General features: G+C 37.9%; 26 protein-coding genes. 4 read left to right on the forward strand and 22 right to left on the reverse strand.

Annotation, left to right across the window (positions count from 1 at the left end):
* Window positions 1-113 precede the first annotated feature (113 nt).
* From QNH48_RS21515 to QNH48_RS21535, 5 genes are all read right to left on the reverse strand, one after another.
* On the reverse strand, window positions 114-821 hold the full coding sequence (locus QNH48_RS21515) for a YphF family lipoprotein (protein ID WP_283951942.1): 708 nt from the start codon (window positions 819-821) through the stop codon (window positions 114-116).
* A 21-nt stretch (window positions 822-842) separates the two neighbouring features.
* The gene (locus QNH48_RS21520; RefSeq protein ID WP_095247284.1) at window positions 843-1028 is read right to left on the reverse strand and encodes a DUF2768 domain-containing protein; all 186 of its coding nucleotides are present in this window, start codon (window positions 1026-1028) and stop codon (window positions 843-845) included.
* A 644-nt stretch (window positions 1029-1672) separates the two neighbouring features.
* A complete protein-coding gene (locus QNH48_RS21525; RefSeq protein WP_283951943.1) occupies window positions 1673-2728 on the reverse strand; it encodes an NAD(P)H-dependent glycerol-3-phosphate dehydrogenase in 1056 nt (351 codons plus the stop codon).
* 22 nt (window positions 2729-2750) lie between these two features.
* On the reverse strand, window positions 2751-4061 hold the full coding sequence (gene der / locus QNH48_RS21530) for a ribosome biogenesis GTPase Der (RefSeq protein ID WP_095247282.1): 1311 nt from the start codon (window positions 4059-4061) through the stop codon (window positions 2751-2753).
* A gap of 326 nt (window positions 4062-4387) precedes the next feature.
* Complete coding sequence (locus QNH48_RS21535; RefSeq protein WP_283951944.1) at window positions 4388-4996, reverse strand: YphA family membrane protein; 609 nt, start codon at window positions 4994-4996, stop codon at window positions 4388-4390.
* Window positions 4997-5107: 111 nt separating this feature from the next.
* Here QNH48_RS21535 and QNH48_RS21540 point away from each other — a divergent pair, with 111 nt between their 5' ends.
* Window positions 5108-5251, forward strand: coding sequence for a YpzI family protein (locus tag QNH48_RS21540; RefSeq protein ID WP_095247280.1), 144 nt, complete (start codon window positions 5108-5110; stop codon window positions 5249-5251).
* A gap of 32 nt (window positions 5252-5283) precedes the next feature.
* On the opposite strand, the gene fni is transcribed toward QNH48_RS21540, so the two are convergent.
* The 16 genes from fni to QNH48_RS21620 form a co-directional block, all read right to left on the reverse strand.
* Complete coding sequence (gene fni, locus QNH48_RS21545) at window positions 5284-6342, reverse strand: type 2 isopentenyl-diphosphate Delta-isomerase (RefSeq protein WP_283951945.1); 1059 nt, start codon at window positions 6340-6342, stop codon at window positions 5284-5286.
* A 12-nt stretch (window positions 6343-6354) separates the two neighbouring features.
* A complete protein-coding gene (gene rpsA / locus QNH48_RS21550; protein ID WP_283951946.1) occupies window positions 6355-7494 on the reverse strand; it encodes a 30S ribosomal protein S1 in 1140 nt (379 codons plus the stop codon).
* 131 nt (window positions 7495-7625) lie between these two features.
* Window positions 7626-8207, reverse strand: a complete 582-nt coding sequence (locus QNH48_RS21555; protein WP_095247277.1) for a lysophospholipid acyltransferase family protein — start codon at window positions 8205-8207, stop codon at window positions 7626-7628.
* Between the two features lie 2 nt (window positions 8208-8209).
* A complete protein-coding gene (gene cmk / locus QNH48_RS21560; protein WP_283951947.1) occupies window positions 8210-8884 on the reverse strand; it encodes a (d)CMP kinase in 675 nt (224 codons plus the stop codon).
* Window positions 8885-9041: 157 nt separating this feature from the next.
* Entirely contained in the window at window positions 9042-9221 is a 180-nt protein-coding gene (locus QNH48_RS21565; RefSeq protein ID WP_095247275.1) for a YpfB family protein, read from the reverse strand.
* 424 nt (window positions 9222-9645) lie between these two features.
* Window positions 9646-10995 carry a germination protein YpeB gene (ypeB, locus tag QNH48_RS21570; protein ID WP_283951948.1) on the reverse strand — a complete coding sequence of 450 codons (1350 nt, stop codon included), beginning with the start codon at window positions 10993-10995 and terminating at the stop codon, window positions 9646-9648.
* 13 nt (window positions 10996-11008) lie between these two features.
* Window positions 11009-11920: a spore cortex-lytic enzyme gene (gene sleB / locus QNH48_RS21575; RefSeq protein ID WP_283951949.1), complete on the reverse strand. Its 912-nt coding sequence runs from the start codon at window positions 11918-11920 to the stop codon at window positions 11009-11011.
* Between the two features lie 111 nt (window positions 11921-12031).
* Window positions 12032-12721, reverse strand: a complete 690-nt coding sequence (prsW, locus tag QNH48_RS21580) for a glutamic-type intramembrane protease PrsW (protein WP_283951950.1) — start codon at window positions 12719-12721, stop codon at window positions 12032-12034.
* Between the two features lie 95 nt (window positions 12722-12816).
* The gene (locus QNH48_RS21585) at window positions 12817-13773 is read right to left on the reverse strand and encodes an asparaginase (protein WP_283951951.1); all 957 of its coding nucleotides are present in this window, start codon (window positions 13771-13773) and stop codon (window positions 12817-12819) included.
* A complete protein-coding gene (locus tag QNH48_RS21590; RefSeq protein WP_283951952.1) occupies window positions 13727-14746 on the reverse strand; it encodes a YpdA family putative bacillithiol disulfide reductase in 1020 nt (339 codons plus the stop codon). Before QNH48_RS21590 ends, QNH48_RS21585 begins: the two co-directional genes overlap by 47 nt.
* A 276-nt stretch (window positions 14747-15022) precedes the next feature.
* On the reverse strand, window positions 15023-16300 hold the full coding sequence (locus QNH48_RS21595) for a Glu/Leu/Phe/Val family dehydrogenase (RefSeq protein WP_095247268.1): 1278 nt from the start codon (window positions 16298-16300) through the stop codon (window positions 15023-15025).
* Between the two features lie 214 nt (window positions 16301-16514).
* Window positions 16515-17099: a genetic competence negative regulator gene (locus QNH48_RS21600; RefSeq protein WP_095247267.1), complete on the reverse strand. Its 585-nt coding sequence runs from the start codon at window positions 17097-17099 to the stop codon at window positions 16515-16517.
* A 71-nt stretch (window positions 17100-17170) separates the two neighbouring features.
* On the reverse strand, window positions 17171-18163 hold the full coding sequence (locus QNH48_RS21605; RefSeq protein ID WP_283951953.1) for a MerR family transcriptional regulator: 993 nt from the start codon (window positions 18161-18163) through the stop codon (window positions 17171-17173).
* A complete protein-coding gene (locus QNH48_RS21610) occupies window positions 18130-18900 on the reverse strand; it encodes a metallophosphoesterase (protein ID WP_283951954.1) in 771 nt (256 codons plus the stop codon). The genes QNH48_RS21605 and QNH48_RS21610 overlap by 34 nt, the downstream gene beginning before the upstream one ends.
* A gap of 69 nt (window positions 18901-18969) precedes the next feature.
* The gene (locus QNH48_RS21615) at window positions 18970-19212 is read right to left on the reverse strand and encodes a hypothetical protein (protein WP_283951955.1); all 243 of its coding nucleotides are present in this window, start codon (window positions 19210-19212) and stop codon (window positions 18970-18972) included.
* A gap of 57 nt (window positions 19213-19269) precedes the next feature.
* On the reverse strand, window positions 19270-19902 hold the full coding sequence (locus tag QNH48_RS21620) for a CBS domain-containing protein (protein ID WP_283955848.1): 633 nt from the start codon (window positions 19900-19902) through the stop codon (window positions 19270-19272).
* A gap of 139 nt (window positions 19903-20041) precedes the next feature.
* Here QNH48_RS21620 and QNH48_RS21625 point away from each other — a divergent pair, with 139 nt between their 5' ends.
* The 3 genes from QNH48_RS21625 to QNH48_RS21635 all read left to right on the forward strand — a co-directional run bounded on the left by QNH48_RS21625 (window position 20042) and on the right by QNH48_RS21635 (window position 21277).
* On the forward strand, window positions 20042-20287 hold the full coding sequence (locus QNH48_RS21625) for a spore coat associated protein CotJA (RefSeq protein WP_283951956.1): 246 nt from the start codon (window positions 20042-20044) through the stop codon (window positions 20285-20287).
* Window positions 20268-20528: a spore coat protein CotJB gene (locus QNH48_RS21630; RefSeq protein ID WP_095247261.1), complete on the forward strand. Its 261-nt coding sequence runs from the start codon at window positions 20268-20270 to the stop codon at window positions 20526-20528. Before QNH48_RS21625 ends, QNH48_RS21630 begins: the two co-directional genes overlap by 20 nt.
* 179 nt (window positions 20529-20707) lie before the next feature.
* Window positions 20708-21277 carry a manganese catalase family protein gene (locus QNH48_RS21635; protein ID WP_095247260.1) on the forward strand — a complete coding sequence of 190 codons (570 nt, stop codon included), beginning with the start codon at window positions 20708-20710 and terminating at the stop codon, window positions 21275-21277.
* Window positions 21278-21307: 30 nt separating this feature from the next.
* On the opposite strand, the gene QNH48_RS21640 is transcribed toward QNH48_RS21635, so the two are convergent.
* A complete protein-coding gene (locus tag QNH48_RS21640) occupies window positions 21308-21763 on the reverse strand; it encodes a DUF2663 family protein (RefSeq protein WP_283951957.1) in 456 nt (151 codons plus the stop codon).
* Window position 21764: the final 1 nt, after the last annotated feature.

Below are 21764 nucleotides of genomic sequence, written 5' to 3' on the forward strand. Positions count from 1 at the left end.
TTGAACGAATGAGGGTTTCCGAGGCAACGTACAAGAGATCCTTTTTTGTCAAAAAAAAAACCCTACTCCTACAATATATTTCGCAGGTGAAGGGTTATGACTATTTGACATTCTTATTGCTTTAAAAAAACCGGCTCATTATTCTCATCAATTGTGTAAGGCAAAGAATAGGCAGGAACAAACATGGAATCTTCCACAAGAATATTCCGTATATCCTCACCTGGTTTTACCGGCTTTACCGCTTTTTTTAGCTGCTGGAATAAATCCTGCCGGTAATCGACATAGACTTCAGCATCTGTTGTGACCACAAGTGGGAGATTTTGATTAGAAAATGGGCTAATAGCATATGGCTCCTGCTTATAACCTAATTCATTAAAATCAATCGTATACACATTTTCAGCAAGTTTGTCTTTATATGGCGGATATCCATTGGATTTAATCCTCAGTTTTATATCACGAATCGTATCAACCATCCTTAAGTCTAACAGTTTTACAGTTGGATTGGTTTCAACATCTACAAGCACATATTGAAAGATCCCGCCACTTTCAAAGGCATTCCCTGGGGGCTCTGCAAGGTACTTGGGAGCGATTTTTTTAAAATCTATCGGATATTTTTGATAGATTGGAGTCACTGCATCTCTTGTTTTTATCGGCAGAATCCCCCCATTATCCTCCTTAAAGGAGTTCACAGCTTGTTGAACTGCTTGGATTTGGTCGGTATAAGGGATTTGATTCTCCGCTAACTTCTCAGTGGGATACATGCATCCTGATAACATCAAAGTGGTAAAGATTAGTAACGTGCAAATGACTTTCCAATTCATACAATCACCTGTTTTTTTGAATTATGTAAAAAGGACAACAAATAATGTAATACCTGAAATTAATAAAAAAATGTAAGCTAAGACGGCAGTTAAAACCTTTAGAATACCTTTTAACTTATAACGACTTAGATATATTGTTAAAATCGCCAGGAACATAAGACCCATCCCCGCAATTGATATCCACATTTTCAGCATACCTAGTGACATTAGGACACCCCCTTATTCCGAAAGCTATTATACCATAAGGAAGATGTTTTCATGAAAATTTTTGATTTTTTTGCTGTGAAGAAAGAATTTGTTCATATAGCGTGTTGATTTGTGCGGAAGGCACGAGACTCCTCGAAAATGCTATCGCATTTTCTTCGTGCGTGGGCAGATTCGAGGAAGTAAATCAATGTCCTGCAGGAGGACGGGGCAGGGGAGACCCCGCAGACGCTTTAGCGTCGAGGAGTAGGAAAAGCGGAAGCGCCTTGTACAGCCCCGACAAGCGCTGGAGAGCCTGACGATGAAGTCATTCTTTGACTTCAACGTTGGGACCGAAGCGACTCGAGGGGCTAGACAGGCTCCCCGTACCGCCTGCGGAAAGCGAAGTGCCTCGTGACAGGCAAAGACCGCCTGTCTCTGCGGTGATTTTTCAAAGAAGCTTTCCTTAGTGGAGCACAAATCAACACAACCATATCAAAAACAAAAAAACTGAAGTAAAGAGGGGCGAATTCCTTACTTCAGTCTTAGTGACTAAACAACCCATTAATTCGGTTCATACTACACGTGTGCTTCGCTTGCATTGTATGCAACCATGAGGGGAAACGCACTCAATGAATGCCTATTTTTCAGTGAAAATTGCACAATTTTTATTCTTCAAGGTCTCTTTCCTCGAGAATATTCACCAGGTCTTCCATTTCATGGGTTTTACCACGGGCCATTAATACATCCACCGCATCTTTTGCGTTTTTACCATTAAATAATACATCGTAAAGGGCACAAGTAATCGGCATACTGACGTTATACTTTTGGGCAAGCTGATAGGCAGCTTTCGTTGTTCTTACACCCTCTACAACCATTCCCATGTTATCTAGAACCTCTTCAAGGTTATTCCCTTTACCAAGTAGGTTTCCAGCTCTCCAGTTCCTTGAATGGACGCTTGTACAGGTTACAATTAAATCACCTATTCCTGCTAATCCAGAAAACGTCAATGGGTTAGCCCCCATTTTGGTTCCCAAGCGAGCTATTTCCGCTAAACCTCTTGTAATTAATGCAGCTTTTGCATTATCACCATACCCCAGCCCGTCCGTTATTCCGGCAGCCAAGGCAATGATATTCTTTAATGCGCCGCCGATTTCAACTCCAATAACATCTGGATTCGTATAAACCCGAAAATTATGGTTTATAAACAAATCTTGTACCTCTTCTGCGGCACTCATATCCTCAGATGAAACCGTTACAGTGGTTGGGTGCCTCCTGCTGACTTCCTCGGCATGGCTTGGACCCGAGAGGACAACAACAGCTTTTAAAAGCTCCCTTGGCATCTCTTCTTTAATCAGTTCTGATATTCTCAAAAGGGAATCAGGCTCAATCCCCTTACTAACATGTGCAATGGTCAAAGGTGAGTTTTGAACAGTGCGTACTTTCCCAAGTACTTCGCGGATTGCTTTCGTCGGGACCGCTAAAATAACTGTTTTTATTCCAGCCAATGCATCGCATAATGACGCATAACCGACAATTAATTCTGGCAGTTGTATTTCTGGCAAGTATTTATTATTCATATGGTATTGATTTATTTCTTTAACTTGGGAATCATTATGGCTCCACAGTCGGACTTCATGTCCATTGTCTGCAAGGACCATCGCAAGAGCCGTTCCCCAGCTGCCAGCACCAATAACAGCTATAGCTTCCTTATTTTCCTGCATTTAAATCACTCCCACCGTAAAATTATTTTCTTTCTCTGGCATAAATTTTTATCGGGGTTCCCTCGAATCCAAAAGCTTCACGAATTCGATTTTCTAAGAAGCGCTCATAAGAGAAATGCATTAATTCTGGTTCGTTAACAAAAACAACAAAGGTTGGCGGTTTAACAGCTACTTGTGTGGTGTAATAAATCTTTAATCGACGACCTTTATCCGTTGGTGTTGGATTCATGGCTACCGCATCCATAATTATATCATTTAATACACTTGTTTCGACACGCATTGAATGGTTTTCACTAGCTGTATTAATCATTGGTAAAAGTGTATGAATACGTTTTTTCGTCTTTGCAGACAAGAAAACAATCGGAGCATAACTTAAGTAGAGAAAATGCTCTCTAATTTTCTGTTCAAGTTCCTTCATTGTTTTTTCATCTTTTTCAACAGCATCCCATTTGTTGACCACAATAACTATTGCCCTTCCAGCTTCATGTGCATATCCGGCAATTTTCTTATCCTGTTCGATGATTCCTTCTTCTGCATTAATGACAACTAGAACAACATCAGACCGTTCTATTGCCCTTAAGGCACGGAGTACACTATATTTTTCGGTACTCTCATAGACTTTTCCTTTTTTCCTCATTCCAGCCGTATCAATAATGACATACTTATCGCCATTATACGTATAAGGTGAATCCACAGCATCTCTGGTTGTTCCCGCAATATCACTTACAATAACACGGTCTTCTCCCAGAATTGCATTCACTAATGATGACTTCCCAACATTTGGCCGGCCAATTAGTGAAAATTTAATGACATCTGCATCATAATCCTGACCCTTATCCTTTGGAAAATGTTTGGCAGCCTCATCGAGAAGGTCTCCCAATCCAAGTCCATGAGAACCTGATACTGGTATAGGTTCTCCAAAACCTAATGAATAAAAATCATAGATTTGTTCACGCATTTCAGGATTATCAATTTTGTTAACGGCTAATACGATAGGTTTTTTGGATTTATATAAAATCTTTGCTACCTCTTCGTCTGCAGCTGTAACTCCTTCTCTGCCATTTGTTAGAAAAATGATAACATCTGCTTCGTCAATAGCTACTTCAGCCTGCTGGCGAATTTGCTCGAGAAAAGGTTCATCCCCGATATCAATCCCACCCGTATCAATTACATTAAAATCATGTGTCAACCATTCCCCAGAGCTATAAATTCGATCACGCGTTACTCCAGGGATATCCTCAACGATAGAAATCCTCTCTCCAACAATTCTGTTGAAAATGGTCGATTTCCCTACATTCGGTCGCCCTACAATGGCTATAACAGGTTTTACCATTATAATCGCCATCCTTTCTATCCATATATTTATCAATATTTTGTTATTTTATCGTTAAAGCAGAGAAACTCAATTATATAATTAAGCAATTGCGTACTAATGATAAAGAAACCCTTCTATCCAAAAGAAGGGTCTAACCATATTATTTTAGCAATGTGAATCCTTTCCTGCAATGGTAAAGTTTAAAAGCGTAAGGCGCCTGCCCTTCGGCGACAAGCGTAAGACGAGCCCGAAGGAAGGTTGCCCTTTAACCTTCTTGACGGATTGGCTGTAGACCATCGAGCCGATGGCGCCTGAAACTGGACAACTCTTAAAGACAAAAATTATTAAGATGATTTTTGCTTTCCCTTTTCCAAAAAATGAAAATGATTTTGAAAGAATGTACCGGCATTTTCTAGAGCGCTCCAGCTTACCAACAGCAAAATGGTTAAAGCAGAGACATCTAGGTAAGCGATTGCCCCAATTGGGTAGGTAAATTCAAATTTACTTAGGTAAAAAGCATAGAGTATCTCTCCTTGCATGGTGCCGCTAACAATAATCAACAATCTGTCTTTTAATGACTTTTGCAAAATAATCGCCAGGCAGCTTAAGCAAAATCCCATCATCCATTCCTTTTGAAACACCACCCAGACTGGGTCAAAAATGACAAATAAGTTAAAGGTAACGTATGAAATGGTTACAATAAATGAACAAATATAGGCATATAGCAATGAACCCAACTTTTTCTTACTTAAAATAATATAAGATAATAGCAACAAAAATAATCCACTTGCAAAAAACTGAAAACGCTCAACCGTAAAATGCACATTTGAAAGAATAATGATTACTAAAATACAAGCGGCTAATTTTGCACGAACAGGATTTTGCTTGTTCATAAAAAATGTTACGGAAACCCAAAACAACCAAAGTATCCAATAAAACAATGAACCTTCCATTATCACACACCTCCTACTATTTCCATTATCGGTATTCTTTATGTAGTTTCATACTTCCAATGAATAATCTTTAGGCAAGAAAATCATGTTAATAGTAGGAGGTGTGGAGAAATGGGAAAGGATCGACAAGAAAAAAAGTTAAAAGCAAGTGGAAAAGTTGAATCAGACCGTGACCAGGCGTTACATTACCCTGGGGCAACTAAGCTTCAAAGCCCTGAAGAAGCAAGAGGATTAAACGATAATAAGTATAGTTAAAAAAAAAATAAGCTCCCGCGTGTCTCGGGAGCTTATTTTATAGTACGCTGGCTGTATGTTTTAGTATCGATTCCCCGCTGAGTTAACCAATGATGCATTTGACCAGATATCATTAATGGAGCACTTTGTAAATCTAAAATAGATTTGGCTCCTAACGCAGTCATAATTATTTTTAATCCAAGATGAAGGGCTGAAATTTCTTCTTCTAAAGAATCAATTCCCTCTTCAACAAGAATCCTCAAGAAATTACCCGCAAAGCCAACGGCACTCGCACCTAATGCTATTCCTTTTGCAATATCAATGCTAGAGGAAAATCCACCAGAACCAATGATCGTTAGGGGCTTGGATGCATGCGAGGCTTCAGAAATAGAGATTGCTGTAGGAATTCCCCATTGATTAAAAAAAGCTTTAGATTCATCACTACGCTTGTTTTCTATTTCGGCAAAGTTGGTTCCTCCAAATCCACCAACATCTACAACAGAAACCCCCACAGACGAAAGAGATTCAACTGTTTCTTTGCACATACCAAATCCAACTTCTTTAACAATAACAGGAACGTTAACTTCTTTTACAATTTTTTCTATTCTCCTTAAAGCACCAGAAAATTCCCGGTCTCCTTCAGGCATTGCAAGCTCCTGGATTACATTTAAATGTATCTGTAAGGCATTTGCCTCAATCATTTCAATAGCTGCTTTTGCTAAATCAGGAGTTGCCTCACTTCCTAAGTTAGCAATAAGAATTCCAGAAGGGTTTTCTTTTCGAACAACCTCATATGTATATCTCTCAGATTTATCCTTCAATGCAGACATTTGTGATCCTACTGCGATAGCAAGACCTGCTTCCCTTGCTACCATTGCTAGCTGCTTGTTAAGAGAGTAGGTTTTCTCGCCTCCGCCACCTGTCATAGCATTGATAAAAATTGGCGAACTTAAAGAAAGTTCGCCAATTTTTTGGTGAATAGAAACATCTGATACATTAATGTTTGGTAAACTTTGATGAATAAATTGAATATCATCAAATGCTGTTAATCGTTTTTGCCCTGTTTCTAAGGCATAGCGAATATGGTCCCATTTCCGTTCAGATCTAGACACTAATTATCACCATTATTTTCCTAGATTCTTTAATTTATCGCCAATCATTTCACCAAGCTGAAAACCTTTAGATTCTTCGGGAAGTTCGTAATCAAAGTTCTCGTCTGCATCTTTTTCGAGAAGGTCCTTGATGCTAAGAGACAGTCTCTGCTCTTGCTCGCTCGCATCTAGCACTTTTACTTGTACTTCTTGTCCTTCCTTCAGTACCTCATGAGGTGTACCAATATGCTTGTGTGCAATTTGTGAGATATGAACAAGTCCTTCAACCCCTGGGAAAACTTCCACAAAAGCACCATATGATACTAATCGTTTAACGGTCCCAGTTAATGTGCTGCCCTTAGGTGCTTTTTCAGCTACATCAGACCATGGTCCTGGCTGTGTTTCTTTGATCGATAAAGAAATTCTTTCATTATCACGATCCACATTCAAAACCTTAACTTTTACTTTTTGACCTTCTTGAACTACATCTGATGGTTTATCAATATGTTGATACGACAATTGGGATATATGAACTAGTCCATCAATACCACCTATATCAACGAATGCACCAAAATCTGTAATTCTTTGTACGGTACCCTCAATCACTTGTCCAGGCGTAATACTATTTAATATGTTTTTCTTGTGTTTTCCCTTCTCTTCTTCCACTACTGCACGGTGAGAAAGGATTAAACGATTTTTTTCCTTATCAAGTTCAACAATTTTAAAAGTAAGATTCTTACCTTTATAATCAGAAAAGTCTTCAACAAAATGTGCTTCTACTAAAGAAGCAGGAACAAAGCCGCGTACGCCAAGATCAACGACAAGACCGCCTTTTACTACATCTTTTACTTCTGTTTCAAATACTTCGCCGCTATTGAATAGTTCCTCAAGATTAACCCATGCTTTTTGGGCATCGATTTTTCTTTTTGATAAAATGATAGCATCTTCTTCTACTTTTAGTACTTCAAGATCTAATTCATCACCTTCGGAAACTACATCAGAGGCTTTTTCAACATGAAGGCTGGAAAGCTCACTTATAGGGATAATACCGTCATGTTTACTATCCTGAATATTAACTATTACCTGTTTTTCTTCTACCTTGGTAACTTGTCCAGAGACTCTATCTCCAATGGTATAATTTTTTACTTCTACTTGATTCATATCTTCCGACATATGTATTCCTCCTTAATCCATTTACTGCATGTTACATATATATTTTCTAATTACATGAAAAACGAGTGAATATTCTAATAAGATCTCTTTTTATTAACTTCTTACAAATAGCGTATTTTGTCAAGCAGAACCTATCGGTACTCTTTAATAAGTTTATGGATTTCTGACATAATTAATTCAGTTACCTCTTCTACAGAAGCTTTCCTGCTCCTCATATCTTCCATTGCAATCGGCTTTCCATAAACCACTTTTAATTTACCGAAACTTTTGTATGGTCCAATAATAGCGCAAGGCACCACATCGGCTTCTGTTCTTAGCGCAAAAAAGCCCGCTCCTGATAGTCCTTTTCCGATTTCACCTGTTTTGCTTCTGGTCCCTTCGGGAAAGAGCCCGAAAACATTGCCGTCTTTTAATACCTTTAATCCCGCTCTTAATGCTTCTCGGTCCCCCATCCCTCGCTTTACCGGGAAAGCATTACACTTTCTAACGATATTACCCAATACAGGGACCTTGAAAATTTCTTCCTTAGCCATAAAATGAACTGGTCTAGGAGCAGTAGTACCCACTACTAAAGGGTCAAAATTATGAATATGGTTCGTGCAAAGCAACACTCCTCCATCTTTAGGGAAATGCTCTAATCCAATTACTTCAGTACGATACAATGGTTTCAAAACCCCAGCAACAACCGATCTTGCAAACGAATAAAACGTCACACTTATCCAACCCTTTCATACACGAGAACCATTACTTTTTCAGCCACTTCAGGGATAGACAAAGATGTGGTGTCAATTTCAATAGCATCTTCCGCTTTTTTTAAAGGTGCAAATTCTCGTTCGGAATCAATTTTATCACGACGGGCAATGTCTTCCTTTAATTGTTCTATATTAGAAGTATAGCCTTTTTGGAGATTTTCTGTATGACGTCTAATTGCTCTTTCTTCTACGCTTGCAAGTAAGAAAACCTTTACCTCCGCATTTGGCAGTACATGGGTCCCGATATCTCTACCATCCATTACAACCCCTCCATTCACTGCAAAGGATTGCTGCATTCTCACCATTTCTTCACGAACCTTTTGGTGCGTAGCTACTAGCGAAACAGAATTTGTTACTTCTGAAGATCGAATAGCTTCTGTTACTTCTTGCCCATCAAGAAACACCAATTGTCCATTTGGGGATGGATAAAGTTCTAGCTTTGTTTCTAGTAAAGTGTTGAATAAACTGTTTTCATCTTCTAAATTAATGTTATTAGCCAATGCTTTGTATGTCAAAGCGCGATACATTGCACCTGTATCGATATATATGTAGGATAACTTTTCTGCAACAACTTTTGCTACTGTACTCTTACCGGCTGCAGCAGGACCGTCAATGGCAATTGATATTTTGTTTTCCATAAATCCTCCTAAGTCATTCATGATTGTCTCGTAGACCCATATTTTTATTTTACCATAAGAAAGGTGGAAGCCTCTTTTTTTTAACATTTTTATATTTGTATTTCTTATTACTTTCCCCATTTTAGGAATTAAAAAAAAAAGCAGGAATTCTGCTTTTTTAATCACCGTTAAAGGTTTGTAATATCTCAGTAAATGTATTTTCATTTACTCCTTCATATTTTGTTAACTGTTCTAACTGTGGAAAAATATCTAACTGATGTAAGAATAGCTGCGCGAGAAAAAGAAAGATAAATTGGATAATAACTACCTTTATTAATATTCTTTCTACTATTTTCATACCATCACTCCAATTACCAATTACTACTATTATTGGAGTGATGGTATGGCTTTATACTTAATCCTAATGCTGTGTTAACTTGGTCTGTTAATTTGTGCTCCAGGCGGTTCGGGAAGCCTGTCTAGCTGCAGCGCCTAGCCCCTCGAGTCGCTTCGGTCCCAACGATGAAGGCAAAGAACGACTTCATCGTCAGGCCCTCCAGCGCTTGTCGGGGCTGTACAAGGCGCTTCCGCTTTTCCTACTCCTCGGCGCTAAGAGATAAGCGGGGTCTCCCCTGTCCCGTCCTCCTTCAGGACATTGATTTACTTCCTCGAATCTGCCCACGCACGAAGAAATTGCGATAGCATTTTCGGAGGAGTCTCGCGCCTTCCGCACAAATCAACAGAGTTCTAAAATTATTATTTTCCTTTAACACAGCCAAACATTAAATAACTTCGTCGTAAACTTCCTCGGCGTTCTTTAACTTTTCTACTTCCTCTTCGGTACCATCTACTGCATTAATAAAAATCCTGTAGGTGTCATCATCTATGGTTCCTAGGAATTCATAACACAATACTTCTTTGTTTAGATCATTAACGATAATCGCTTGTCTCTCTTCCATGATTTTAAAGTTAGGATTTACTTTGGCACGAGCTTGCTCACTTGTTAGAACTGGTTTTTCTACTTCCCTAGTTTGGAAGGATTTTAGATATTCCTCTGCAGTGAAACCTATAATATTTCCATTATCAAGCGCTACCTCAACCTTAACAGCCTCAGGATAAATCCTTATATTGTTCTCACTAGTGACAAAATTAAAGACACCTGTGTTATCATATTGCATACTCTCAAACAATTCTAGATTTTTATAACCATTTTCCTTTAGAAAAGCTGCTGCCTTAAGATTTGCATCATTTAAGCTAATCTTCTGCTTGTCAACTTCTCGGTGATTAATAAACCATATTGGATACCCTGCTTTTTTCGTGATATCCATACTTCCTTCTTGTCCAGTTTTCTTGTTTTTTATTGATACACTATAAAAACCATAATCTGAACCTTTACCACTCTCTGTGACTTTTACTTCGGAATTCCCATCAAATTTCATATATTTTTTCGCAATACTGATTGCTTCCTTTTCAGAAATGTTTTTTCCTTTAATTTTCTTAAAATTTTCATCTTTCTTTTGCATGTTCGTAAAGGTAGGTCCAAAATCACTTTCATCGAAGCCCGAAACCGTTTTTTCGACTGTTTTAAATCCATCAATTATCGTATTGTCGGTTTTTTCTTTTCCTGAAGCTAACGCTAATTCTACATCCATCCAGCGCAGATTGTTTTCCAATACCATATGTTGTACTTTACGAAGCTCACTCTGAATATCACCAGATTGCTTGTATAAAACCTTTAACGTTTCATACTCCTCTTCTGATAATGGTTCTTTATCTAAATCCCTCACAGCCGTTTGATAACTAAACTTTCCAATTTGAGCCAAAAATTCCTCCGTTTTATTGAACGGGAGCAAGGTTAACGGAAGTTGACCGACATCACTATGAGCTTCCGAGGTTAATCGCCAAACCTCTACTAATGAAGGTGACAAGGAATATCTTGAATTCATTGCAAGAGTTGTTCCAATCTTATCGTGAAGTAAATCCATCTCATAGGTAAGATCGTGAAAGGCACGTTGATAATTATTTTCAGCATTGATTAATATTGCGTTTTTCTCTCGATGTTCTTGGTAACCCCAGTAGGCAGTACCCGCAACACCTACTGCGAGAACACCTATGATTATTCCTCTTATCATCCTATTCACCCCTCTATTCGCAAAAAATATGTTTTCCGATTCGTTTAATTTGTGGTCTTGACCAAATCCACTTACTTGTAGCAGTAGCCGGATTAAAATAATAAAGGGCTTCCCCTGTTGGATCAATGCCATTTATTGCATCTAGTACTGCTTTTTTAGCTTGTTCGTTTGGAGTAAGCCAAATTTGTCCATCCGCAACGGCTGTAAATGCACCCGGTTCAAAAATAACCCCTGAGACAGTGTTTGGAAAGGATGCGCTATTAACACGATTTAGGATGACGGCAGCAACTGCAACTTGCCCTGTATATGGTTCACCTCTGGATTCTCCATACACAGCATTCGCCATTAATTGGATATCGTTACTTGAGAAACCACCTGGCGTATTTGCAGCCGTTGGTTTTTTTGGTGGTGCTTTTGGGGCTGCAGGTTTTGGTGCAGCCTGCTTAGGATTCGCCGTATTAGCTGGTGTTTTTGGTTGAGCATTTGGTTGTGCCTTTGGTTGTGCTTTTGGTTGTGCTTTTGGGTTGGGTGCACTCTGCTTTTTTTGGTCCACTCCACCATAATGGGTAAATTTATTCCCTTTATTGATTTGTTCCTTTACAAATTGCTTATTATATTTGCTTGCTTTAGCTAATTTTGCCTTTGTCTCTGTACCTGCAAGGCCATCGATTGGTAATCCAAACTCATATTGAAAATTTCTTAGTGCCCAATAGGTGCTCCACCCGAACACACCATCAATTTTCCTGTTGTAAAATCCCAAATACTGAAGTCTAGATTGAAGCTCGATGACATCATCTCCAACAGCACCTTGTTGAATAACCTGGTTAGAGAATGCATAAGCCCTGTCGTTCTCTAGAAACGTAAATGGCACCATACAAAGGGAGATTAAGAGTGGAAATAAAAATTTAACAATTTTCTTCTTCATGGTAAAGTAACCCCCAGTTGTAAATCTTTTTAGATGTAAGCCTATTTTTTGTTTTAATGGCAAATTTATTCAAAAAAAATCCCCTTCATTTAAAATGAAGGGAATTTCTCTTTAAGAATGAAAGGAATTTTGAGCTGAATATTGTTTTTTCTTATGATTTGTCGTTAAGATTCTCGCCATTTTAACCTTCCTTAAGCCAAACCACCAAAGAAAAATCATAAAAGGTAAAATAATATATAGCCAGTTTTCTTGTGAAATTAAAATATAATCATAAGACCCATGCAGGAGGAACGGCAAAAGTAATGATATGAATACCCATTTTATTATTTTGCCTTCGGAGAATTTTGCTTTACCAAGGTAAAATCCCATAATGACTCCGAATAAAGCATGACTTGAGACAGGGAGCAATGCTCTTGCCATTGCATGTTCAATCCCATTGGCAAATAAATAAAATATATTTTCAACAGTGGCAAAACCAAGAGAAACAGCCACCCCGTATACAATTCCATCAAATGGTTCATCTAACTCAACATGTTGGTATATCGCATAGAACAGGATAAACCATTTAAAAAACTCTTCGAGCAGACTCGAGGAAAGGAATGCATCAATAAATCCAGATTTAATGATATTCTCTGTATGAAGCACATGCTGAATAAACATGATTGGAAACACCAGAAGAGCACCGTACATGAAGGTCCTCAAAACTACAGATATTGGCTCTGACTCATATTCATCTTTTAAATAAAAATAACTCAGCAAGGCCAAACCTGGGGCGATGCCGGCTGATAATATTCCCAGCATGGATAATCCTCATTTCAAATAATTCGTATACTTAATCCTAACATGATATTGTCATTAATTAAATCAAAGATTATATCCATTTTTCGATTTGTCTATTAAAAATTAATTTTCTTTAGTCCGCTAGCAAGTGCTACCGCTAATTTAATTCTTGCTTTTTTGGAGTCATTATCACTGCCAAGGATTACACCCTTATTGAATAAATCATAGGCACTGCCTTTATAATCATAAGTGGTATACACAGAACCCTCTTCAGCACTCGTTGTAATCACCAAGACAATTCCTTCTGAAAGTGATTTTTCAATTTCCTCCATCATTTGAGGAGCTACCTGCCCGCGTCCAACACCTTCAAGTATAATCCCTCTGACTCCAGATTCCCTTGCAGCCTTAATAAATTTCCCATCCGCTCCAATATAACATTTTATAATATCTACTTGAGGAACCGGTGATTGAATGGCAAAATACTCCCGTTTGATTGGTTTTTGAAAAATATGAACCACATCATTATCAATAATTCCAAGGTAGCCAAATCCAAATACGTTAAAACCCTGGATGTTGGAGGCATGTTCCTTCTTTACATACCTAGCTGCAAATATCCGTTCATTGAACACAACAACAGCTCCTGCATATTTTAAATCCTCTGAACAAGCTGAATAGATCGCATGTCTCAGGTTTATGTATACATCGCTGCCTAAGTCTTCTGGAGACCGCTGGGATCCTGTTATTACGACTGGACGGGGGTCCTTAATGGTTAAATCCAGAAAGTAGGCTGTTTCCTCAAGTGTATCCGTACCATGCGTTACCACCACTCCGGAAACCATATCATCCTCATAATATTTTTCAATTTTATTTTTTAATACTACTAAATCTTCAAAGGTAATATGAATGCTTGCTTTTTGAAATACTGATTCAGTGATTACTTCGATATCCTTAGGTAAATTGCACATAGCTGCCAGTTCTTCTCCCGTTAATTCTCCCGAAGCTAATTTCCCTGAATCCTTATTGGTTTTACTGGCAATCGTTCCTCCAGTTGTTAATAATACAACTTTTTTCATAAAAATTTTTCACCCCTTTTTTTTTGATTGATTGAGCAATAAGCCCTCCATGAAACCTGCCATTTTCAATAAATATCTCGTTAGCATTATTACCTGCAGCAATTACTCCTGCAATATAAATGCCCTCAATATCCGTCTCCATGGTTTCAGGATCAAATAGCGGCCTTCCGGTCTCTTCGTCAATATTAATCCCTATATTCTTTAAGAATTGGTGATCGGGTCGATAACCTGTCATCGCAAAAACGAAATCATTGTATATGGTCTTTTCTTCTCCATCCTTTTTATATCTTACCTGGTCATTCGTAATCTCAATAATATCAGAATTAAATTCCATTGTTATGGTATCGTTACGCACTAATGCCTCAAATTCCGGGAGAATCCATGGTTTTATGCTCGAGGAATATTCTTTCCCACGGTATAAAACAGATACTCTAGCACCTGCTTTAACCAGTTCAAGGGCTGCATCTACACTGGAGTTCTTGCCGCCAATTACACAAACATCCTTATCAAAATACGGGTGTGCTTCTTTAAAGTAATGAGACACTTTTGGCAAATCTTCTCCAGGCACTCTCATATAGTTTGGGTGATCATAGTATCCTGTAGCAATGACAACAAACTGTGTTTGATATGTCTGTTTATTGGTAACTATTTGAAAACCATTTTCTTCTTCCAATACCTTTGATACTTTTTCAAAAGAATTAATACGCAGTTGTTTTCGCTTAACAACATCCCGATAATAAACAAGCGCTTGATTTCGTTTCGGTTTATAGCTTTCTGTAATAAATGGAACATCACCGATTTCTAGCTTTTCACTTGTACTAAAAAATGTTTGATGTGTTGGGTAATGATAGATGGCATTTACCACATTCCCTTTTTCAATAATAAGAGGGTTAAGCCCAATTTCTTTGAAGGCAATAGCAGCAGCTAAACCGCATGGTCCCCCTCCGACAATAATAATATCTTCTAATTGCAAAATTGATCACCTCAATTTATTATTCCAAAGGCTGTGTTAAATTTGTCTGTTGATTTGCGCTCCAGGCACTTCGCTTTCCGCGGGCGGTACGGGGAGCCTCCTCGGCGCTTAAGCGCCTGCGGGGTCTCCCCTGCCCCGTCCTCCCGCAGGAGTCTTCGTGCCTTCCGCTCCAACCAACGAATGCCAAAATAAATATCGGCTTTAACACAGCCATTCAAAAAAACTCCTACCGTCATATGATAGGAGTTTTTCCAATATGTTTCAATAGTAAAGCTTTTAAATCCAACCTCTGAATCGGCTGGCTTCTGCCATTTTTCTTACTCCAACCATATAGGCGGATAGGCGCATATCGACACGGCGAGTTTGTGCAGTATCATAAATATTATTAAATGATTTTACCATTACTTTTTCAAGTTTTTCCTCTACTTCTTCTTCTGACCAGTAATAACCTTGGTTATTTTGAACCCATTCAAAGTAGGAAACAGTTACTCCGCCAGCAGATGCAAGTACATCTGGTACAAGTAAAATACCACGCTCTGTTAATATTTCAGTTGCCTCAAGTGTTGTAGGTCCGTTAGCAGCCTCTACCACTATGCTTGCACGAATATTATGTGCATTTTCAGCTGTAATTTGATTTTCAATTGCAGCCGGTACAAGGATGTCACACTCAAGTTCTAGTAATTCTTTATTCGTAATCGTGTTATTGAATAATTTCGTTACCGTACCAAAGCTATCTCGACGGTCTAGCAGGTAATCAATATCAAGTCCATTCGGATCGTATAATGCGCCATAAGCATCAGAAATACCAACAACCTTTGCTCCTGCATCATGCATGAATTTCGATAAGAAGCTTCCTGCATTCCCAAAGCCTTGAATGACGACCCTGGCACCCTCTATTTGAATCCCTTTTTTCTTAGCTGCTTCACGTATACATATCGTTACACCCTTAGCAGTAGCAGATTCACGACCATGTGAGCCCCCAAGAACAAGAGGCTTTCCAGTAATAAATCCTGGAGAGTTAAATTCATCTATTCGACTATATTCATCCATCATCCAAGCCATAATTTGAGAATTTGTAAAAACATCCGGTGCCGGAATATCCTTTGTTGGACCAACAATTTGACTGATTGCTCGTACATATCCACGGCTTAATCTTTCTAGCTCTCTAAATGACATATCCCGCGGATCACAAATGATTCCGCCTTTTCCACCGCCGTACGGAAGATCAACAATTCCACACTTCAAGCTCATCCAAATAGAAAGTGCCTTAACTTCAGTTTCTGATACATTGGGATGAAACCTGATTCCGCCCTTAGTTGGACCGACTGCGTCGTTATGCTGTGCACGATAGCCGGTAAATATCTTTATTGAACCGTCATCCATTCTAATTGGAATTTTCACTGTCATCATACGTAATGGCTCTTTTAAGAGCTCATATACTTCTTCAGGATAACCTAACTTTTCAAGAGCTTTATGTATAACTGTCTGTGTTGAAGTTAACACATTATTCTCTTCCTCTTGATTAGTTTTCTCATTACCTTTTTCGGCTACCATCTGTAAACCTCCTAGAAAATCACTCTAAATAATGTTGTCGCTTTCAGACACAAGTATACACGACTAATGGATTTATGCAAGATGAAAAATACACTTTTCATTACTTTTCCAGTAATTTTTGTAAACGCTGCCATTTAAAATAAAAAGGGGTTGTTTTTGTGTTCAAACAAAAAAGGAGCGGCGGACTCCTTACATTGTCTTGGGATATAAAAAGCTATTTGAAATATTTTAGTATCGTTTCCACCGCATTGTCCTTAATAATTTGATTGCCATATTCGGCAAGTACATGCGTACTAATTATGGAAGGATTTCCGTATTCAGATAAATAAGCTGCAATTTTTTCTACTAACGAAGGATCTAGATTATTTATTAGTAAGTAATATCGATTATTATAGGAAAATAAACTGCCGCCGCTAACTTGCAGTGGTGTCAGCCTGTGAGAAAGATCGATAATATCTTCGATACTATCGAATTGATATAGCAGGTTTTCACACCCTTCAACTCTAACCTGCATTTCTACAAAGCCATCAAATAATACTTCTTCTTCTTCTTCAATATTTTCATCAACCGTTATAATCATTATCATTCCTTGAGTCTGCAATGCGAATATTTCAACTGCTACAGACCCTTGAATCTCAACATCAAATTCCTCGCTTGCCTCTTCCAGCATGTCATGGAAAAGTTGATGCCATTTTATTGAATCCTTCCAAATATCGTCTTTGGAAAGTCCCCTTTCCATTAAATCATCAGAGGTTAAAAAAATCTTTATCTTATTGACTGTTAAGCGTTCTAAGCGCATGCTCTTTTGCCCCCTGCCGTGACATAACTCTTATCCCTAGTGTATGTCAATGGCTTTGGTTGGTGCTTTGTCTAAAATACCATCCGTTCCATTAGCCATATTTCCCAATCATTTACGGTTTGTCCAAGAATAAAGGTTGAAAACTGTTTCTTATCAGAGGGTTTCATTGATGTAATTGCTTCACCACAAATACCAATGGAAAAATCTTGATGATTTTTGGATAGCAGTTCAACAAGTGAAAGTGCTTCATCTAAGTCTTTCTGCTCTTCACATGAGACGATAAATAAATCAGGATGGATAATTTCTAATGTTTCACATATATCTTCTTCAGAATGAAACGCACCTATATTTATTACTTCTACCCCGCGTTTTCTTAGATAAAAGCTGAACATTAGCAGTCCTAGTCCTATATCATCCCCTATTTGGGAGTATGTAAGACATACAGATTTGGTAAGATGAGCATTAGTTGGAAAGCTATGAATAACGGTTTTAATTCGTGCTTGTAAGAATAATGCTGAGTAATTCCTTTGAGCTTTGGTTATCTTTCCTCCATTAAGGGACTCCTCAATTTTCTTAAAGATTTGACTAAAAATCTCTATGATTACTTTTTCCATCGTGAAAATACTAAACATTGAATTGATTACTTCGTTTATCTTTTCCTCTTCAAAGTGGATTAAGGCATCATAAAGGCCTTCCGTTAAACTGATTAATGGATTACCAAGATTTAGGTTTAATGCTTCTGAATCGATTTGTATCTGACTATGTCCCATTAAGGAAATCGCCTGACTGATGGTAAATCCTTGATTCACCTTCTTTATTAACCACTTTAGAATCTTTATATGGTCTTCTGTATATAGTCGATGTCCTGCTTCATTTCTTACTGGTGCTATTAATTGATAACGCCTTTCCCATGCTCTTAGCGTTCCAGGCTGAACCCCCAGCATTAATGCAGCAGCTTTAATATTATATTTACCTTCTTGGTCACCCATCTCAATTCCCCCGATATTACTAAACCATTGATAAATGAATATTACTGCCCATTCTTTATTGTGATCAAATGACATTGTGCAGGAGCACCTAATCTTAGAGGCACTCCTGTCGTGCCATAACCATTACTAATTAACTGCGTAGTGTTTTCTAATTTTTCAACTTCGCCTTTTTTATATGGACTGTAACCTAGAATATGTATTTGTCCTCCATGGGTGTGACCGCTTAACACAAGGCTGATTTTATGTTCTGGCATTATTTTGTCTGTTATGTCAGGGTAATGACTCGCCAATATCTTAAAGCTATTATCCTCAGCATCCAATAATGCCAAGTCAAGTCTGTCTCTTTCTATATTTAAGGCATCTACACCCAGTAAAGATAATTTATCACCATTTGCCGATTCAAAAATAGCAGCAGTATTATCCAATACTTTTACTCCATAATCCAAAAGAATAGCATCTAATTTACGAAAATCCGTTTCATAATCATTATTTCCCCAAACAAAATATACGGGTCCTAATTGTTTTAATTTCTCAAGGTTCTTTCTAACTTTTTCAAAGGGAACCTTCTTTTCCATTAAATCTCCGCCAATTACCACGATATCTGTTTTCCCAATCGCAGCTGTGATAATTTCATCGGAAATAAGACGCTTATGAATATCTGAGATAAAGAATATTGATACCGATCCAAAGGACCTTGGAAAATCTTCGAAAGTCATCTCATGATATACCACACGATTAAGGAACGCTTCTTTTAGCATAAACAAGATAAGACCTGCTCCCATAATCAGAAGCAAAACGATAATATAAACCATATTTTCCCCTTTTCCACTCTTAATGTTCTAGTTAAAATCATACCATAAAGGAACCTAAAACCAAACAGACTAACGTTTGCTCCGTTTTTGCTTCACTATTTTAAATGTTATTTGGAGAAGCAGTCGAAATAGTTGTAGACTAATGACTAATCCAAAGAAAAAAGCTATTGAGGCTGCAAAAAATTCTAATGGATAAATAATCGGTCCGACCAAAATATCAGCAAAATGAAATGGGTATGTAATTGGAGCCCATTCAATAAATAAATATCCACACACAAGAATAACTAATACACGCCATATGATCCTCAACACAAAAATCCCTCCCATACATTGTATGAGAAGGAATTGGATTCTTTCCATTCAGATTTATTAGTCTTCTTGAATGCTTAAAATACGGAAACCCTGCTCTTCAAGTTTTTTTGTAAACCGATCAATATTATCTTTCTTTTCTACCTTCATGACAATTCTCCGAACTAATTTATCAGTCTCATCAAACGTTACGAGGGAAATAATATGTTCATGGAAGTGATGCGCAATTTCAGAAAGTCGTGCGATACGTCCTTCTGTTTCTACTGATGTAAAAGCAATCCTTACCCCTGGGCGATTTACTCCGAAAGCACTCTGAAAAGTGGAAAGGACATCAGATCGTGTTACAACACCTAGAAATTTACGATTTGAGTCAACTACAGCTAAAAGCGGGAAGTCTTTTAAGTCAAGTAGCGTCTTTTCAAAAACTTCTTCACCGAGTAAGTACTTCTCTTTATGTGTAGCAATATCTTTAACTGTAACGTTGCTTAAATATTCATCCTTCTGTTTTCCGGACAAAAAGTAGTTCTCATAAATTTTGTAGCGTGTAACTACCCCTTGATACTTTTCACCCTTTAGTACTGGCAATCCATCAATTTGATGGGTTTCCAATTGTTCTAAAGCATCCGCCATTGATGTGTTTTCCTGCACGGTCACACAGGCATGATTTGGAATCATCATATTTTTTACAAACACTTCCATCACCTCTACGTAATTATCCTACCTTCCTATTATACTTCAACGAAACATGGATTTATCCTTTTTTTCAAGAATCATGTCATGAATTTTGAAAATATTCATATTTATTAATGATGTTTACTAAGGGAGGGAGACAATGTTTACTCTTTATAAAACATATTGTCCGATTGCTGGTCCATTTGACCCGTGTAAGCCGATTCTAGAAAAAACGTATTCTACTCCGCCGAATCTATATATCGGTTTTCAACCACCTAACCTTCCACAATTCTCACCACAGGAAGCACTGAGAGCAGGAACACTTTGGAAACCATTTTACGACCCCTATTTTAATTCATTTGAGAAAGCTAAAGGGGGGTTCCGAGATGAAACAAATCCCGCCTGAATATTATCAAATAATGGAACAGCTTCAAGCTGTTGATTTTGTCTTAGTCGAATTAACACTGTATTTAGACACACACCCTGACGACCTAGAAGCAATTAAGCAATTCAATCATTATGCAAAAGAAAGAAAAACGATAAAAAAGGTATTTGAGAGTCAATTTGGTCCTCTTCAGCAGTTTGGCAACAGCTATTCTGGACACCCTTGGAACTGGAACGAGCCGCCTTGGCCATGGCAAGTTTAAAAGCGGAAGCGCCTAGTATAGAGGCGACAGGCATAAGACGAGCCGGCAGGAAGGTTGTTCTTTACATTTATGACAGAATGGCTTATGACCGAGGAAAAAGTGTTTTCCTTTTTCCACCGAGCCTCTAGGCGCTGCAGCTAGATATTAATAAAATTATAAACAGGGAGGGAAATTTGTACATGTGGATATACGAAAAGAAGCTTCAATATCCGGTCCGTGTAAGTACTTGTAATCCAACTTTAGCTAGATATTTAGTGGAGCAATATGGCGGTGCTGATGGTGAGCTTTCAGCTGCTTTACGATATTTAAACCAAAGATATTCCATACCTGATAAAGTAATTGGATTATTAACGGATATCGGAACGGAGGAATTCGCACATCTGGAAATGATTGCCACTATGATATATAAACTTACAAAGGATGCCACCCCAGAAATGATGAAAGCAGCCGGATTAGGAGATCACTACGCTATACATGATAATGCTCTATATTACGAAAATTCATCTGGGGTGCCTTGGACTGCATCTTATATACAAGCTAAAGGTGACCCCATTGCTGACCTTTACGAAGATATTGCAGCAGAAGAAAAGGCAAGGGCTACTTACCAATGGATTATTAATCTAAGCGATGACCCAGATTTAAATGATGGTTTAAGGTTCCTTCGCGAAAGAGAAATCATTCATTCACAGCGCTTCCGTGAAGCAGTAGAAATATTAAAGGATGAACAAGGAAAGAAAATATTTTTTTAATGTCCGTAAGAAGCAGACCAATGCTGCTTCTTATTTTTTTTCGTGATACAGATTAATATCATAGGTTTTCTTTATTACATCAAAATCAACATGGCGATTTTTCCAATGTTCTTCCTTTTTCCATAAATCCTTACTGCGATTAACTATTTCACATCTTAATTCCTGATATTCTTTCTCCTTTTTATCCTTCTGCTGTTTCAATACATTCATCGCACCATACAATATGGCTGTAACAGCCATCAAACTGATATTAATGACGTCACTTACAGAAGCAGAAAACATTGCAAAAAAAGAATAAGAGTATTGTTTGGCAATCATAAAATAGAAGTAACTAAAAAATAGGAAAGCGAACAGCAGCATAGAATAAATAGATAAATAGTGCCATCTTTTAGCGGTATCAAACTTAACCTTTCTTTTTCGGACATTTTCTAACATTTGTTTCGTTGCTTCATCCGTATGCTCAAGTGAAAGAATTGGTTTATCCATA

It is taken from the genome of Neobacillus sp. YX16 (assembly GCF_030123505.1).
Lineage (GTDB): Bacteria > Bacillota > Bacilli > Bacillales > Cytobacillaceae > Neobacillus.